This window comes from Dyadobacter sp. CY343 (genome assembly GCF_021390335.1).
In the GTDB taxonomy this organism is placed as follows: Bacteria; Bacteroidota; Bacteroidia; order Cytophagales; family Spirosomataceae; genus Dyadobacter.
The window spans coordinates 199,159-215,494 of the sequence record NZ_JAJUXK010000004.1; the positions used below are offsets into that span (position 1 = coordinate 199,159).

Here is a 16,336-nt window from a genome sequence, read left to right on the forward strand (position 1 = left end):
TTTATATCCTACGAAAGTAACAGTATTGGAACTTCAAAACAATATAGCGGTTACCGAACTTAGACAGCGCCTCAGGGACCAGATTCTGACATTTGAACCCTCTGATTTCGAGAAACTGGCGCTGCAAATCTTCCGCTATCAAGCCGACCATAATCCCATTTACAAACAGTTTATCGGCCACCTGCAAATCAATCCGGGGACTGTCAAAAAACTGACTGAAATCCCATTTCTGCCTATTCAATTTTTCAAAACGCACAGGATCAAAACCGGGGCTGTTTCTAAGGTAGAAACTACTTTTGAAAGCAGCGGGACAACTGGTCAGCAAACGAGCCGCCACGATCTGTACGATCCTGAGCTTTACGAAACGATCTCAGAACAGATTTTCAGGGGAAAATACGGAGACCTTAATAACTTCCATATTCTCGCCCTCTTGCCATCATACCTTGAACGAAACAACTCTTCGCTCGTGTATATGCTGCAACATTTTATTAAGGCCAGCGGCTCCCCTTTTTCAGGATTTTATTTGAATAACACAGCGGAAATGCTGAAAAACCTGCGCAGTCTCATCGCAAAGCCCGACGGTAAGCAAGTACTGTTAATGGGCGTTACCTTCGCATTGCTGGACCTTGCTGAAAACGAGGGTGATCTTCGATTTTTGAAGCAAAAAAACGACCTCATCGTGATGGACACTGGCGGTATGAAAGGGCGCAGGCGCGAAATGCTGCGGGAAGAAGTGCACGATATATTAACGTCGGCTTTCGGTGTGCCGCAAATTCACTCCGAATATGGAATGACGGAGTTACTTTCCCAGGGATATTCCAGCGGCTCAGGACTCTTTACGGCGGGCCGCACCATGCGGATCTTGTTGCGTGATATTAACGATCCGCTATCGGTTTATGACCATAATATCAGCGTATCGAAAACGGGCGGGATCAATGTGATCGACCTGGCGAACCTGGACAGCTGTTCTTTCATCGAAACGCAGGATCTGGGCCGCTTTGGCGAGGCTGAGGGTAGCTTTTATGTGATGGGAAGATTTGATAATTCTGATATTCGCGGCTGCAATTTAATGGTCCTGTGATGCGTTTTACCTCCATTATTCCGACTGCAATTATTCGTACTGCAACTTTAATGCCATTTTAATTAGTCATAGCTGACTGGATCTCAGACTGCTACCTGTCAGTTTTCTTATATAGAATTGTTCTAACAAGTTCGGTTTAGAATATTTCATAATTTAGCTTGATTGTTTAAAAATTGCATTAATCGAATGTATTATTACATTTTGGATTGTTAACTAATATTATAATATATACCAAATGAAAAGACGTGATGCCCTTGGCCGAGTAGCGCTCCTGATGGGTGGAACACTTTCCGCCCCTACGATCCTGGCTTTCCTGGAAAGTTGCAAATCGGCTACCGACACTTCTACCGCTACCGGTTTCTCCTTTTCCACTGATCGCAAGGCATTGGTCTCAGAAGTTGCAGAAATGATCATTCCTAAAACTGACACACCCGGTGCAAAGGATGCGAAAGTGGGTGAGTTCATCGAGAAAATGCTGAATGAATGCTATTCAGAAAAAGATCAGGATAGTTTTACCAAAGGACTTGACGCTTTGGAAAAGAAGGATTTTATGAAATCCTCCGCTGCCGACAGAACTACTATTTTGAAAGAAATGGAAAAATCGGCGAAAGACGAGATTGCAAAAGCCGATACGGAGAAGAAAGCCAGAGCCGAAGAGGACAAGAAAAAGTATACCGAAGCCGGTAAGGAATATAGCGATGCAGGTGTACCGTTTTTCAGATTAATGAAGGAACTGACCTTACTAGGCTATTTCACTTCGGAAGTTGGGGCAACGCAGGCATTGGAATATGTGCCGGTACCTGGCAGATATGACGGTTGCATTGACTATAAACCAGGCCAGAAAGCCTGGGCAATGTAAAAATTTAGACGAATCGGGGCAGCCGCCTTACTTCATAAAATCGATATTATTCACTATGAATCTGAATTTAAAAGCAACAAAACAAGCCACTTACGACGCCATCGTAGTTGGTTCGGGTATCAGCGGTGGCTGGGCAGCTAAGGAGCTGACAGAAAAGGGATTGAAAGTCCTGATGCTGGAAAGAGGCCGTGATATCAAACACATTACCGATTACAAAACTGCTACCCTTGCTCCCTGGGAGCTCGAACACAGAGGCCGGGTTACAACGGTGGCCAAAGAAGAATACTGGGCAGGAATGCGCACTGGCTACACGGCCAATGAAGAGCACCGGTATCTTTTCGAGAATGACAAAGAAAATCCTTACGAAGAAACGAGGAAGTTTGACTGGATCCGCGCCTACCACGTAGGAGGCCGCTCGCTGTTGTGGGGACGCCAGAGCTACCGCCTCAACCCTGCTGACTTTGAAGCAAATGGAAAGGAAGGCATTGGTGTAGACTGGCCAGTCCGCTATGCAGAGATTGCGCCCTGGTACGATTACGTCGAAAAATTCGCAGGTATCAGCGGAGCAAAGGACGGACTGGATGTATTGCCCGACGGTAATTTCCTGCCGCCAATGCAAATGAACTGTGTTGAAAAACATGTGAAAGGGGAGGTTGAGAAAAAATTTGCAGGCCGCCACATTATCATGGGACGCGCCGCGCACCTTACCCAGCCGCAGAATTTCCATACCGAACTGGGCCGCGCTGCCTGTCAGTTCAGGAATATGTGTATGAGAGGCTGTCCTTATGGTGCCTATTTCAGCACGCAGTCTGCTACACTTCCTGCGGCTCAGAAAACGGGAAACCTGACTATGATTACCGATTCGATCGTGTCGGAAGTTATTTTTGATGATAAACTGAATAAGGTAACCGGAGTGCGCGTGATTGATCAGAATACACTTGAAAGCAAGGAGTATTTTGCCAAGATCATATTCATGAATGCGTCTGCAATCGCCTCTGCCTCAATCCTGATGAACTCCAAATCGAAACGTTTCCCGAACGGACTGGGTAACGAAAGTGACCAGCTGGGCCGGAATATCATGGACCATCACCTGGCCGTAGGTGCACGCGGGGATATGGACGGATTTGAGGACAAATACTACTTCGGTCGCCGTGCAAATGGTATTTATATACCTCGTTACCGCAACTGGGGAACTGATAAAAGAGATTACGTAAGAGGTTTTGGATATCAGGGCGGAGCCAGCCGCGAAAGCTGGGGACGCGGTGTGAGTACCGACGGTTTTGGAGCTGATTTTAAAAAGCAGCTTACCGAGCCAGGCGCGTGGAGCATGAACCTTGGCGGATTCGGTGAAATGATTCCGAACGAAAAAAACAGGTTTACACTGCACCCAACCAAGAAAGACAAATGGGGGCTTCCTGTTGTCGTTTTTGATGCGGCTTATGGTGATAATGAGAAAAAGATGCGTGTCGATATGATGAATGACGCAGCGGAAATGCTGGAAGCCGCCGGCCTGAAAAACGTTGTTCCTTACAATGATGAATCAAAACACCCGGGAATCGGTATCCACGAAATGGGTACTGCGAGAATGGGTAACGATCCTAAAACATCGGTATTGAACAAGCATAACCAGGTTTGGGGCGCTGAGAACGTGTATGTGACCGACGGTGCGTTCATGACCTCTGCTTCCTGCGTGAACCCATCGCTTACTTACATGGCGATGACGGCCAGAGCTGCCGACCACGCGGTGAAAGAGCTGAAAAAGATGAATGTTTAAGAACTGAGATACGATTTAAAAAACCCCGCCAGGTAAATCCAGCGGGGTTTTTTCTTTATATTTCAACCCTAAACCCACATGAATTTGAAAGACTTTACACCAACCCAGATACAACGGGTTTCTTCCGTCGATGCGTACCGCGGCTTTGTAATGTTTCTGATGATGGCCGAAGTGCTTCGCCTGGAACAGATATCCGAATCTTTTCCGGACAGTGCATTCTGGTCTTTCCTGGCATTTCACCAAAGCCACGTACCCTGGGTAGGATGTTCACTCCACGATCTGATACAACCTTCATTTTCATTTTTGGTCGGTGTTGCGATGCCCTATTCCATGGCCAGCCGGGCCAGCCAGAACCAAAGTACCGGGGTAATGTGGTTCCATACCTTGAGGCGTTCTCTGATCCTGATCTTACTCGGTATCTTCCTCCGCTCGATGCATTCCACGCAGACGAATTTTACGTTTGAAGATACATTAACACAAATTGGATTGGGATATCCCTTTCTGTTTGCACTAGCATTTGTAAATGAACGAATTCAATGGAGTGCGCTTGGACTGATCCTGCTCGCCTATTTCCTCGCATTTGCCTTTTACCCTACCCCGGGCCCCTACTTCGACTGGTCACAAACAGGCACTACCGCCGACTGGGAGCATAATCTGAAAGGTTTTGCAGCACACTGGAACAAGAATACGAATCTGGCGTGGGCGTTTGACAGGTGGTTTTTGAACCTGTTCCCTCGTAGCAAACCGTTTCTGTTCAATGGCGGCGGGTATGCAACTTTGAGCTTTGTCCCTACCCTAGGCACGATGCTGCTTGGTCTGATTGCTGGAAAATGGCTCAAATCAGCGCCGAATTATGGCTGGCTGATCAAACGTTGCGCTATTACGACAGCCATTCTATTTATACTCGCTATTGTATTGAATATCAGCGGCATCAATCCTATTGTAAAGAAAATATGGACGCCGGCATGGACACTATTCAGCGGAGGCTGGTGCTTTGTCTTGCTTGCTGCTTTCTATTATGTAGTGGATGTGAAAAACAATAAGCGGTTTTTCCTTTTTCTGATCGTGATAGGGACCAATTCCATCGCCGCCTATATTTTCGCACATACCATCGACAGTTTTATCGATCAGTCTTTCCGGATTAATATCAGTCCGAACTATGATTTGATCTTTGGTGAGGGATTGAAATCGCTGGTAAGCGGCGGGGTGATCCTGTTGATTGAATGGTGGATACTTTACTGGATGTACAAAAAGAAAATTTTCATTAAGATCTGATTGATCTTACATTTAGAATTCACTTTGAAAATGGCAGGATGTTAAAGCTCAATGCGATTCACCATATCGCGATCATTTGTTCGGATTATCAGAAATCCAAAGCGTTTTATACAGAAGTGTTGGGTTTTAATATTGACAGGGAAGTATTGCGTGCCGAGCGGCAATCATACAAACTGGATCTTTCACTAAATGGTCAGTATTGCATTGAGTTATTTTCTTTCCCGTCGCCGCCTGCAAGAACTTCAAGGCCAGAAGCGTGCGGGTTGCGGCATATTGCCTTCGAAGTAACAGATATTGAAGAAGCTATTATTGCGTTGAACGCGAAGGAAATCTATCCTGAACCGGTCAGAGTGGATGAATTTACCGGAAAGCGATTTACATTCTTTGCCGATCCGGACGATCTTCCGATCGAACTTTATGAAGTGTGAATAGCGTGAATCAGGCCGCTGCGGTGTAAGCTATTGTTTTTCTGCTATTCCCTTCCAATTTACCAAGCACTTCATAAAATTCGGCGATCCGGTTCAAATGCTCGTCCAGAATGCGGCAAGCTTCCAGTTCCCTGTCCATATAAGTTCGAAGTGCCTTGTAATGCTGTAATGTGGTACCTTCTAACTTTCTCAGGCATGCTGCAACTTCCGACGGGGCTTTTGCATTTTCAAGTAATTGCAGACTGGCTAGTGAGGCGATCTGGTTGGTTTCGCTCAGTTCTTTATCTGTCAGGAAACATTTGAAATAATCGTAGATAGAGCGAATTTCTTTCTGAAACAGCACCGCGCTCACGTGCCCCTGGCTTAACAGCCGGCGAAAAGATCCCATGCTATCCTTTTTAAGGGCTTCCAGATAAAGTAGCTCCCGATTTTTCTGTTCAACCCACAATGCCCTGATAATAGGCACAAAGTTGTTAGTTCTCACATTTTCCATAACCCCTGATTTTGACCGTGACACTTCTTGCAAAAAATGTATGCCTGAGGTTACTAAATCAGAAGTGATATTCTTATTAAAACATCAATTCCAGCGTAAATGCAAAAAAGGAGGTATTTAAAATTTTAGCTGAACAGCTACACAAGGCGCGAAATAGTTAGCTGGGGCGAATTTGCCATAGCGATCACAGCTGCTGGGGAAACCGCAAAGCGCAAATCACATACCTGATGCGATATTTTTGTCGTGTACCGAAAGCGGCTAACTTTGCCAGCTTAACAATATTTGAATACAATCGGGGTTAAATAAAACAGCATCTTTTGGGCTGTCATTTGAAATTAAATAATATGCTTAGAGCAACTTCCTTTATTATTATTACTGCGCTTTTCACGACTTTATCCTGTAAAACATCCGCACCGCCCAAGCAAGCTGTCACAGAGGAACAGCCGCTGCTTGAAATAGGAAACGAGAAATTTTCAATAGACGAATACCAGGACTCTTATAACAAAAACAAATTCGCCTCCGATTCTTCCAAAGAACTCACACCGAAAGAATACCTCGACCTATATACGGACGCAAAGATCAAGGTGATGCAGGCGAAGCAGGACGGCAGGGATACTACGCTTGACTACCGGGAGGAAATTGCTTCGTACCGGGAACAACTGGCTAAAAATCACTTGGTTGACAAAGATTTAGTAGAGAAATTTACTAACGAAGCTTACAACAGATTGAAGCAGGAAGTGCGGGCTTCGCATATATTAGTGGCCGTATCCGAAGACGCTGCGCCAGCTGATACCCTGGAAGCGCACCGCGCCGCAATCGCATTGCGAGGCCGCCTGGAAGAGGGTTCCGATTTTGGAGATATCGCTTCCCGCTTTTCAAAAGATGCTACTGCAAAGAAAAACAAGGGAGACCTGGGTTACTTCACCGCTTTTCAGACCCTGTACCCTATTGAAAACGCCGCCTATAATCTTTCCGTCGGCAGGGTTTCCCAGCCCGTGCGGACAAAAACCGGTTACCACCTTATTAAGGTAACCGACCGGCGTGCCAATCGGGGAATGATCCAGATCGCGCATATTATGGTACAGGATACCTTTGCCGTTGCCGGCCAGAAAGAAGCTGCGAAAGCAAAAATCGACGAAGCCTACAAGCTTTTGCAAGACGGTGAAAGCTGGGCTGATGTAGTCGCCAACTATTCTGATGACAAACAGTCCAAGAAAAATAATGGCCTTTTGCCGCTGTTCGGTATTGGTGAAATGGTACCTGAGATCGAGGAAGCTGCCTATGCTTTGAGCAAGCCTGAAAGTTACTCCAAGCCAGTTTTAACCATTTACGGCTGGCATATTATCAAGCTGATCCAAAAAAGACCGATAGAAAGCTTTGCTGTAATGGCGCCTGCCTTGCGTAAAAAAGTAGTAACCGATTCGCGCGGGAAGATCATCGAAGCGGCACGGGCGAAACAATTACGCAACAAATATGCGGTTCAGGAATTTGCTGATCAGTATCAGGAAATGGCCGGCTTGCAGGATAGCAGCCTGATTACCGGGAAATGGGATTACCAGCGGGCGGTTTCAAAAGACTGGTCAGCAAGCACTTTGTTCAAGATCGAGGAGCAATCTTACGACGCATTGTCTTTTCTGGATTTTGTAAAAAGGCGCCAGCAGCGGAGACCGAAAGATTCATCTCCAGCGGTGATTTTCAATAGATATTACAATGAATATCTGTCTGAATGCCTTTTTCAATACGAAAGAGAACATTTGGAAGAAACCAATCCTGAGTTTAGAAGCTTATTAAAGGAAATTAAAGAAGGCGTGCTTTTGTCGCAGGTAATGGAGGAAAATGTTTGGCAAAAATCGCTGTCAGACTCGACCGGCCAGGTGCGTTTCTATGAACAAAACAAAGGCCGCTACAACTATCCTGAGCGCGCACTTGCCACTGTAATCTCAGCCAAAGACCCGCAGACTGTCAACTCTATCAGAAAAATACTGGCAGTCGCTCCCTATCGGTTAGAAAGAAAATCGAAGGAAATACTTTTTGAAGCCGGCTCTACCATTATCAGTCCGGCCGAAACCGCGTCTCTGGAAGACCTGGCTCTTATCATGCAGAAAAATCCCGACTATGTAGTTGAAATTGCGGGCTACCGCTCCACCGAGGAGCCTGAAATGGCTTCTGCGGCACGAATCAGAAATGTTGTGAAGTATTTAAATACACAAAACATCCCGATTCTGCGTATTATAGAAAAGGACTATGGTTCTTTCCGGCAGGCGGCTGAGGCTGAGCGTAACCGAAGGGTAGCATTTCAGTTTTACAGTCAGTCAATCAAGGATGTTGAAAAGGTGTATAATTCTGATGCAGGCGCGTCTGTGTTGATTGAAGACGGTTATTTTAACCGCGATAACCGGTATCTGGCCAAAGCCAAATGGGATATTGGCGAACAAACTAGCGAAGAAAACGGCGCGGCAACTTGGGTGAATATCCGGAAAATTGAACCGGCCCGGCCGAAGACTTTTCTGGAAGCGCGCGGCAGTGTGATCAACGATTACCAGAAGGAGCTCGAAAAACAGTGGGTGAACCGGTTGCAGCAGCAATATCCTGTGAAAGTCAATGCACAAGAATTAGAGAAAATTAAGCGTTAAGATGTATTTTAGCATTATTAAAAATAAAATCAGAAAACCCGCAAGTGTTTAAAATTGGAATAACTAATCATATGAAAATAAATAAATTGTTTGCTGTCGGCTTGATGATGGTTCTGGCGCTGTTTGTCAGTTTGAAAAGCAATGGACAAGGTCAGCAGGGAGTAAGCCTTGACAAAATTATCGCCAGGGTCGATAACCACTACATTTTGAATTCTGAACTGGAAGAAATGTACAACCAGTACAAGGCCGAAGGCCGAACTGCGCCGGAAAAATGCCAGTTGCTCGAATCTCTGATCATCAACAAAATGCTTCTTGCCAAAGCGGAAATAGATTCAGTTTTGGTGGAAGACAAAGAAGTTGACGGCGAACTGGACGCAAAAATGGGTTATATGATCCAGCGTTTTGGTTCGGAAAAGAATATCGTGGAAGCTTATGGAAAAAGCATTGATAACCTCAAAGCAGAATTGCGGCAGCAGGTTAAAGACCAGAAAGTGGTCGAAAAAATGCAGCGTACGATCTCCGGTAATGTAAAAATCACACCGAATGAGGTTCGTAAATTTTTTAACTCAATCCCCAAAGACAGTCTTCCTTATATTCCCTCAGAAGTGGAAATCGGGCATATTGTGAAACTGGGAACGGTGACCAGGGAACAAAAAGACAAATTGCGCCAGCAGCTCGTGGAACTGAAACAACGCGCCGAAAAGGGGGAAGACTTTGCTACATTATCTCAGATCTATTCAGAAGATCTTGGCTCAGCAAAAAATGGCGGTGACCTGGGATTTGCGAAAAGGGGCGCAATGGTACCAGAATTCGAGGGGGCCGCATTGGCACTGAAACCAGGCGAAATGTCTGACCCGATCGAATCGCAATATGGTTTTCACTTGATCAAGATGATCGAAACGCGTGGAGCCGAATATCACGCGAGACACATTCTGTTACGTCCTGATTACAATAAAGGAACTGATATGTCGCAGGCGGTCCGCTCACTGGACAGTCTGAGAAAACTGATCGAGATCGACACATTGAAATTTGCAAAGGCAGCTCTGGACAATTCCGACGATAAAATGACGGCAGAATCTGGCGGTTTGATCCAGGATAGAAACACAGGTTTGTCTAAACTTACCCTTGATGCTTCCATGGATCCTGCGCTTTATTTCGCCATTGATACCATGAAAGTAGGCGAATTGAGCCAGCCGGTATCTTACCGTACCGAAGATGGAAGCAGCGCAATGCGGATTATCTGGTACAAGAGCAAATCCGAGCCCCATACAGCTAATTTGCGTGACGACTACGAGAAACTCTCACAGATCGTACTCAGCAACAAGCGTAACAATGCATTGGAAGAATGGTTTAAAAAGGCGCAGGGAGATGTATTTATCAGCATTGAGCCTGAATACAAAAACTGTCAGGTGCTCGGTTCAGCAGCGGCCGGTAATGATATTTAGCGCCTTGTTTCCATTGCATTGAAGGAGTATTTAAAAAATTAACCCATTACACTGTGAAGTATTCATCGGACGTAGAAGCTGCCGAAGCTATGAAAGTAGCTTACGAGAAGATCAGGAGGGAAATCGGTAATGTGATCATTGGTCAGGACGAGGTGGTGAAACGGTTACTAACCGCCATTTTTTGCCAGGGCCACTGTCTTTTGGTCGGTGTACCCGGGTTGGCGAAAACGTTGCTGATCCAGACAATCGCATCTTCGCTCGACCTCAACTTCAACCGGATCCAGTTTACGCCCGATTTGATGCCTTCCGATATTTTGGGATCAGAAACGCTCGACCAGAACAGGAATTTTAAATTCATCAAAGGGCCGGTATTTGCGAACATTATCCTGGCGGATGAGATTAACCGGACACCCCCTAAAACGCAATCGGCGCTATTGGAAGCAATGCAGGAATATTCTGTAACGATCGCCGGGGCGAAGCACAATCTGGACAGACCGTTTTTTGTTTTGGCTACCCAAAACCCGATCGAACAGGAAGGTACCTATCCCCTGCCAGAAGCCCAGCTCGACCGGTTTATGTTTATGATCCAGTTGGACTACCCTTCTTATGCAGAGGAAGTTAGCATTGTAAAAAACACGACCAGCGACAACCGTTACCAGGTTCAGAAAGTGATCACTTCGGAAGAAATAATGGACTTCCAACACCTGGTGCGCCGCGTCCCGGTGACTGACCATGTGATTGAATATGCCGTGAAGCTTGTTCATAAAACGCGGCCGGCAGCAGGATTGGCAGTAAAAGAAACAAATGATTACCTGGAATGGGGCGCAGGTCCTCGCGCTTCTCAGGCTCTGATCCTGGCGGCAAAGTGTAATGCATTGCTTTCGGGCAAATACTCGCCGGATATCGAAGATGTGAAAGCGGTTGCACTACCAGTACTTCGCCACCGCATTATCCGCAATTTCAAGGCGGAGGCGGAAGGAATTTCCGTTGATGATATTATCGGAAGACTGGTTTAGAAAGAATAAATAGATATATATGAAATTGTGCAGGTCGACGATTTGCACAATTTTTTTGTTTAAGGTTATATCAAAACAAAGATTTATCAAATGGTTATTCAGGGTAAAAACTATATCGGTTACTCACTTTCAGCCGAAAGTGATCGTACATTTCAGGCTTATGTACCTTCCCAAGACGATTTTCTTCCTGAGAAATTTCACGTAGCTATCAGTGCTGAAGTAGAGCAGACAATGCGCCTTGCTGAAAAGGCATTTCAGGAATATGCCGGAATTCCCGCCAACCGCCGCGCCGACTTTCTGATCGCTATTGCCGAAGAAATATTGGCGGTCGGTGACCAGTTGCTTGAACGCGCGAGCCAGGAAACAGGGTTACCCGCCGGCCGGTTGCAGGGAGAACGTGCCCGCACAATTAACCAGCTAACCCAGTTCGCCGATTTGCTCCGAGAAGGTTCCTGGGTAGAAGCCAGTATTGACACTGCATTACCAGACCGCCAGCCTGCGCCGAAGCCGGATATTCGTAAAATGCTGGTTCCGATCGGTCCGGTGGTGGTATTTGGATCGAGTAACTTCCCTTTTGCCTATTCGGTAGCGGGAGTCGATGTGGGTCCGGCGCTTGCGGCTGGGAATCCTGTGATCGTAAAAGCGCACGCGGCGCACCCTGGTGTGAGTGATTTTACTGCGCAGGCAATTGTGGCAGCCGCGAGAAGAACGGGAATGCCCGAAGGTGTTTTTTCAATGTTGTACGACGATGGATTTGAAGTAGGCGCTACATTGGTGAAGCATCCTGCGACTGCGGCTGTGGGATTCACCGGTTCATTCAAAGGCGGAATGGCGTTGCATAAACTCGCGCAGGAGAGGGAAGCTCCCATTCCTGTTTTCGCCGAAATGGGAAGTGTGAACCCGATCGTGGTATTGCCTGAATATTTGAAGGATAATGCGCAGGAGCTGGGAAAAACGATTGCAGCTTCCGTCAGCCTCGGCGCCGGCCAGTTTTGTACCAATCCCGGACTCGTGTTTGTAACCCGGTCCGAAGGAGTGGATTTTTTTAGAGAATCTTACCAAATAGCAATAGCGGAAACTGTCTCGGCAACTATGCTGACAGCGGGAATATGTCAGAATTATTACCACCTGCGGGATGAAGTTTTCGGGCAAAATGATGTTTCGGAATTGGTGGTTTCAGAAAATATAAACAGCGGAGAAAATCAGGCGCAAGCTTCTGTTGCCGAGGTTTCAGGAGCTGCATTTATTTCGAATCCAAAGTTGCATGAAGAGGTATTTGGCCCTTTTTCTTTGCTGGTAATCTGTGAAAATACCGACGAACTACTGAATGCGATTTTGCATTTGAAAGGGCAACTTACCGCAACATTAATGGCCGAAGAAGCCGAGGCCGCCTCGTACCCCGCGCTATTGAGACAACTCGCCAAAATATCAGGCAGATTTATCATGAACGCGGTGCCAACCGGCGTTGAAGTTTGTCCTTCCATGCATCATGGCGGGCCATTTCCGGCAACAGTTGATTCGAAATTTACCTCGGTGGGCAGGCATTCCATTCTGCGCTTCGTGCGGCCGCAATCTTTCCAAAACTGGCCGGATTCGCTGCTGCCCGACGAATTGAAAAATGATAACCCGCTTGGGATACACAGGCTGGTGAATAATGTATTGACAAGTGAGAAAGTGACTCAGTGACCTTGCAGTATAGACTCGGGGTAACCTACTTCTGTTAAAAACAAACCTTCTGCCGGGGCCTGCGCTCCGGCATTTTTTCTGTCTTTTGAAATAATTACTTCCTCAAAATCCTGAACCGACTTTTTGCCTTTTCCAACTTCCAGCAAAGTCCCAACCACCGCACGTACCATTCCGCGCAAAAAGCGATTAGCCTGAATATGAAACACCAGCATATCTTCCGTTTCTATCCAAATCGCCTCAGTAATCGTACACCTGAAATTATTGACGTTTGTGTGGATCTTACTGAAACTTTCAAAATCGTTGTGCCGCAATAGCAGACCGGCAGCTTCGTTCATCAGATCGACATCCAGATCTGCTTTTAACAAAAAGGATAAGCCTGTTAAAAAAGGATTTTTCCGTTTTGAAATGCGGTATTCGTACTTCCGGTGACTCGCGGCGAAGCGGGAGTTCAGATCCGCTGCAACCTGGTACACATTTCTGACCGCGATATCTCTCGGGATCATGCCATTTATTTTGTAAATGAATAAATCGTAGTCCGAAATGGGATTATTCAAATCAAAATGGGCGAATTGTTGTTCTGCATGTACGCCGGTATCAGTTCGGCTGCTGCCGGTCAGTTCAACAGTTGTACGAAAGAGTTTTGTAAGTGCTTCTTCGAGAACCTGCTGCACGCCGAGCGCATTATTTTGCTTTTGCCAGCCATTGTAAGCTGTTCCGCGGTAAGAAAATTCGAGAAAATAGCGCATGCTGCAAAAGTAAGGCAAACCGCAGAGATTTGCGATTTACATTCCGATTTGCGGATTTTGTTGTGAAGAAGATTAACTTTGAGAATTGGATAATTTCATTATTATATGATTACGGAAGACAAAAAGGAAGAGAAAAGCCTGAATTTTATAGAAGAGATCGTAGAGGCCGATTTACAATCAGGAAAATACACTCAGATCATTACCCGCTTCCCGCCAGAACCTAATGGTTATCTGCACATTGGGCACGCGTCATCTATTTGTCTCAATTTTGGATTAACCAAAAAATTTCCCGGCTATACCAACCTGCGATTTGACGATACAAACCCGGTAACTGAGGATACTGAGTATGTAGAAAGCATTAAACGGGATATTCGCTGGATGGGATTTGAGTGGAAACACGAACTTTATGCTTCCGATTATTTCGATACATTATATGATTTCGCCGTTTCGCTGATCCAGCACGGGCTTGCATACGTCGACGATTCCACTTCGGAGGAAATTGCCGCGCTGAAAGGTACTCCGACCGAACCCGGAAAAGACAGCCCGTACCGCGATCGCAGCGTGGAGGAGAATCTTGTACTTTTTGAACAAATGAGAAATGGCGATTTTCCTGACGGAAGTCGCACGCTGCGTGCCAAAATAGATATGGCGCATATCAATATGCTCATGCGTGACCCTATTTTGTACCGTATCAAACACGCGAAACACCACCGTACCGGCGAAAAATGGTGCATTTATCCGATGTACGATTTCGCCCACGGTCAAAGTGATTCCATAGAAACCGTTACGCATTCCATTTGTACACTTGAATTTGCGCCGCACCGCGAATTGTACGACTGGCTCATCGCACAGCTGAATATATATCCCTCGCATCAATACGAATTCGCGCGGCGGAACCTGAATTACACAGTTACCAGCAAGCGAAAACTATTGCAACTTGTTCAGGAAAAACACGTTAGCGGCTGGGACGATCCCCGGATGCCGACAATCAGCGGTTTGCGCCGTCGTGGGTTTACTCCCGAGAGTATCAGCGATTTCTGTGACCGGATCGGTGTGGCGCGTCGTGAGAATATGATCGATGTGGGCTTGCTGGAATTTTGTGTGAGAGAGGATTTGAATAAAAAGGCTTTGCGCAGAATGGTCGTTCTGGATCCTTTAAAAGTGATTATCACCAATTTCCCGGAAGGCGAAACGGAAATGTGCCACAGCGAAAATAACCCTGAGGATGTTTCTACCGGTAACAGAGAGATTCCATTTACGAGAGAGATCTATATTGAAAAGGAGGATTTTATGGAAACGCCTTCCAAAAAATACTTCCGCCTGGCGCCCGGTAAAATGGTCCGCTTGAAAGGTGCATACATCATTCAATGCGACGATTTCGTGAAAGACGAAAATGGTGAAGTAACAGAAGTGCATTGCAGCTTTATTGAAAATAGCAAAAGCGGCCATGATACAACCGGTATCAATGTGAAAGGCACACTGCATTGGGTATCTGCTGCACATGCGGTTAAAGCCGAGATCAGGTTATATGATCGACTGTTCTCGGTGGAAGATGTTTCCTCTGAGGAAGGTGATTTTAAAGATTACATCAACCCGGAATCCCTGCACATTATCACCGGCTATGCCGAACCCGCGCTACTCGACGCAGAAGAAGGACAATCGTTCCAGTTCCTGCGCAAAGGCTATTTCGTAAAAGACCCCGACAGCCAGCCCGGCGCACTGGTTTTCAACAGAACGGTTACATTGCGAGACAACTGGGCTAAGGCGGCGGAGAAGTAAAAAAAGGCTAATACACACACACTTTTTGATGATTGTATCCATTAAGCACAAGGGACTACTGCTTTATTATGAAAGTGGCAATGGTTCTAAATTACCGGCCTCGTATCTTAGAAAGATAGTAAGGATATTTGATCAGCTCGACGCGGTTTCAACTTTGGAGGATGTGAAACAATTGGGAAGCGGAGTGCATAAGTTATCCGGCGATCTTGCCGAATGTTGGTCTATCAAAGTTTCGCCTAACTACCGGATAGTTTTCAGATTCCAGGATGGCGATATTTATGATGTTGATTACCTAGATTATCATTGATGCTATGTTAAAAAGAGAACTTCCGCCAGTACATCCTGGTGAAATCCTTAGAGAGGAATATATTGTTGAGCGCAACCTGACGATCACGGAAGTGGCCTCAGGGCTGGGTATCAGCCGTACTAACTTGTCTGCGATTGTGAACGGCCATTCAGGAATCAGTCCTGAGCTATCCGTGAAATTGTCTGAGGCATTTGGCAACTCCACCCAATTCTGGATTAATCTACAAAAAAACTATGATATGTGGCATGCAGAGAAAAATGTCGACAGAACGAGTATAAGGCATTTTTGGAACGACCGTGACTTACAGTCAGCTTAAAGTATTTAATTAGATTGCTTACAAATAATCTTGCTTGACAGGAAGTTTGATCCTATATTTGTGCAACAATTTCCACGAATTAAATTCTTTACTGTCAGTGAATACCCCCAATGAATTGTTCAGTACTGCGAAAGGTTTTTGCGTACAATGTGATCTTACTTCCAGAATCCAACTTCATTTCGGCGAAATTCAAGCTTCTTTTAAAGTCCGTGATTTCCTGGCATTTCGCCGGTTTATCAACAGTATTGATATCCACAGCAAAATTTTTGACCTCTCCGATGAATCTGATTACGAGTTCGTTGAGGCTCCGCAGCTAAACATTTACCATAAACTAACGCTCTGTGAACTGATCCAGTTACGCGAGCTTGTGAATGGTACCCACTTCGCTATCGAGCTGAATTCCCTGCTCCACCAACTACTCTTCTTAGAACCAGAATCAGTCTAAATAGCTCATTCAGATCATATTAGACCAATTCCAAATTTCAGATCCGATTTGGA

The 16,336-nt window shown here is 45.8% G+C and carries 15 protein-coding genes; 13 read left to right on the forward strand and 2 right to left on the reverse strand.

What is annotated here, in order from left to right; all coding sequences use genetic code 11:
- Positions 1-25: 25 nt before the first annotated feature.
- From LZG94_RS12705 to LZG94_RS12725, 5 genes are all read left to right on the forward strand, one after another.
- Positions 26-1,081, forward strand: a complete 1,056-nt coding sequence (locus LZG94_RS12705; protein ID WP_233793114.1) for an acyl transferase — start codon at positions 26-28, stop codon at positions 1,079-1,081.
- 235 nt (positions 1,082-1,316) lie between these two features.
- Entirely contained in the window at positions 1,317-1,940 is a 624-nt protein-coding gene (locus LZG94_RS12710) for a gluconate 2-dehydrogenase subunit 3 family protein (RefSeq protein WP_233792262.1), read from the forward strand.
- Between the two features lie 55 nt (positions 1,941-1,995).
- A complete protein-coding gene (locus tag LZG94_RS12715) occupies positions 1,996-3,714 on the forward strand; it encodes a GMC family oxidoreductase (RefSeq protein WP_233792263.1) in 1,719 nt (572 codons plus the stop codon).
- A gap of 78 nt (positions 3,715-3,792) precedes the next feature.
- Positions 3,793-4,989 (forward strand): acyltransferase family protein, encoded by a 1,197-nt coding sequence (locus LZG94_RS12720; RefSeq protein WP_409013271.1) that lies wholly within the window; start codon positions 3,793-3,795, stop codon positions 4,987-4,989.
- Between the two features lie 38 nt (positions 4,990-5,027).
- A complete protein-coding gene (locus tag LZG94_RS12725) occupies positions 5,028-5,417 on the forward strand; it encodes a VOC family protein (RefSeq protein WP_233792264.1) in 390 nt (129 codons plus the stop codon).
- Between the two features lie 10 nt (positions 5,418-5,427).
- Here the strand turns inward: LZG94_RS12725 and LZG94_RS12730 are convergent, their stop codons facing one another.
- Positions 5,428-5,910 (reverse strand): hypothetical protein, encoded by a 483-nt coding sequence (locus tag LZG94_RS12730; RefSeq protein WP_233792265.1) that lies wholly within the window; start codon positions 5,908-5,910, stop codon positions 5,428-5,430.
- A gap of 344 nt (positions 5,911-6,254) precedes the next feature.
- On the opposite strand from LZG94_RS12730, the gene LZG94_RS12735 reads away from it, so the two are divergent.
- From LZG94_RS12735 to LZG94_RS12750, 4 genes are all read left to right on the forward strand, one after another.
- Positions 6,255-8,543, forward strand: a complete 2,289-nt coding sequence (locus LZG94_RS12735) for a peptidylprolyl isomerase (protein ID WP_233792266.1) — start codon at positions 6,255-6,257, stop codon at positions 8,541-8,543.
- A 71-nt stretch (positions 8,544-8,614) separates the two neighbouring features.
- Positions 8,615-9,988 (forward strand): peptidylprolyl isomerase, encoded by a 1,374-nt coding sequence (locus LZG94_RS12740; RefSeq protein ID WP_233792267.1) that lies wholly within the window; start codon positions 8,615-8,617, stop codon positions 9,986-9,988.
- 53 nt (positions 9,989-10,041) lie between these two features.
- Positions 10,042-11,004, forward strand: coding sequence for a MoxR family ATPase (locus LZG94_RS12745; RefSeq protein WP_233792268.1), 963 nt, complete (start codon positions 10,042-10,044; stop codon positions 11,002-11,004).
- Positions 11,005-11,094: 90 nt separating this feature from the next.
- Complete coding sequence (locus LZG94_RS12750; protein WP_233792269.1) at positions 11,095-12,690, forward strand: aldehyde dehydrogenase (NADP(+)); 1,596 nt, start codon at positions 11,095-11,097, stop codon at positions 12,688-12,690.
- On the opposite strand, the gene truA is transcribed toward LZG94_RS12750, so the two are convergent.
- Positions 12,684-13,436, reverse strand: a complete 753-nt coding sequence (gene truA / locus LZG94_RS12755) for a tRNA pseudouridine(38-40) synthase TruA (RefSeq protein ID WP_233792270.1) — start codon at positions 13,434-13,436, stop codon at positions 12,684-12,686. The two genes, LZG94_RS12750 and truA, sit on opposite strands and share 7 nt — an antisense overlap.
- Before the next feature lie 105 nt (positions 13,437-13,541).
- On the opposite strand from truA, the gene LZG94_RS12760 reads away from it, so the two are divergent.
- The 4 genes from LZG94_RS12760 to LZG94_RS12775 all read left to right on the forward strand — a co-directional run bounded on the left by LZG94_RS12760 (position 13,542) and on the right by LZG94_RS12775 (position 16,283).
- Positions 13,542-15,215 carry a glutamine--tRNA ligase/YqeY domain fusion protein gene (locus tag LZG94_RS12760; protein ID WP_233792271.1) on the forward strand — a complete coding sequence of 558 codons (1,674 nt, stop codon included), beginning with the start codon at positions 13,542-13,544 and terminating at the stop codon, positions 15,213-15,215.
- 28 nt (positions 15,216-15,243) lie between these two features.
- Entirely contained in the window at positions 15,244-15,522 is a 279-nt protein-coding gene (locus LZG94_RS12765) for a type II toxin-antitoxin system RelE/ParE family toxin (protein WP_233792272.1), read from the forward strand.
- 4 nt (positions 15,523-15,526) lie between these two features.
- Positions 15,527-15,838 carry a HigA family addiction module antitoxin gene (locus tag LZG94_RS12770; protein WP_233792273.1) on the forward strand — a complete coding sequence of 104 codons (312 nt, stop codon included), beginning with the start codon at positions 15,527-15,529 and terminating at the stop codon, positions 15,836-15,838.
- Between the two features lie 97 nt (positions 15,839-15,935).
- Complete coding sequence (locus LZG94_RS12775; RefSeq protein WP_233792274.1) at positions 15,936-16,283, forward strand: DUF6686 family protein; 348 nt, start codon at positions 15,936-15,938, stop codon at positions 16,281-16,283.
- The last annotated feature ends 53 nt before the right edge of the window (positions 16,284-16,336 follow it).

Coding starts and splice junctions, on each gene's coding strand:
- LZG94_RS12710 (WP_233792262.1), top strand. CDS start 1,317: ATGAAAAGACGTGATGCCCTTGGCCGAGTAGCGCTCCTGATGGGTGGA.
- LZG94_RS12715 (WP_233792263.1), top strand. CDS start 1,996: ATGAATCTGAATTTAAAAGCAACAAAACAAGCCACTTACGACGCCATC.
- LZG94_RS12720 (WP_409013271.1), top strand. CDS start 3,793: ATGAATTTGAAAGACTTTACACCAACCCAGATACAACGGGTTTCTTCC.
- LZG94_RS12725 (WP_233792264.1), top strand. CDS start 5,028: ATGTTAAAGCTCAATGCGATTCACCATATCGCGATCATTTGTTCGGAT.
- LZG94_RS12730 (WP_233792265.1), bottom strand. CDS start 5,910: ATGGAAAATGTGAGAACTAACAACTTTGTGCCTATTATCAGGGCATTG.
- LZG94_RS12735 (WP_233792266.1), top strand. CDS start 6,255: ATGCTTAGAGCAACTTCCTTTATTATTATTACTGCGCTTTTCACGACT.
- LZG94_RS12740 (WP_233792267.1), top strand. CDS start 8,615: ATGAAAATAAATAAATTGTTTGCTGTCGGCTTGATGATGGTTCTGGCG.
- LZG94_RS12750 (WP_233792269.1), top strand. CDS start 11,095: ATGGTTATTCAGGGTAAAAACTATATCGGTTACTCACTTTCAGCCGAA.
- truA (WP_233792270.1), bottom strand. CDS start 13,436: ATGCGCTATTTTCTCGAATTTTCTTACCGCGGAACAGCTTACAATGGC.
- LZG94_RS12760 (WP_233792271.1), top strand. CDS start 13,542: ATGATTACGGAAGACAAAAAGGAAGAGAAAAGCCTGAATTTTATAGAA.
- LZG94_RS12765 (WP_233792272.1), top strand. CDS start 15,244: ATGATTGTATCCATTAAGCACAAGGGACTACTGCTTTATTATGAAAGT.
- LZG94_RS12770 (WP_233792273.1), top strand. CDS start 15,527: ATGTTAAAAAGAGAACTTCCGCCAGTACATCCTGGTGAAATCCTTAGA.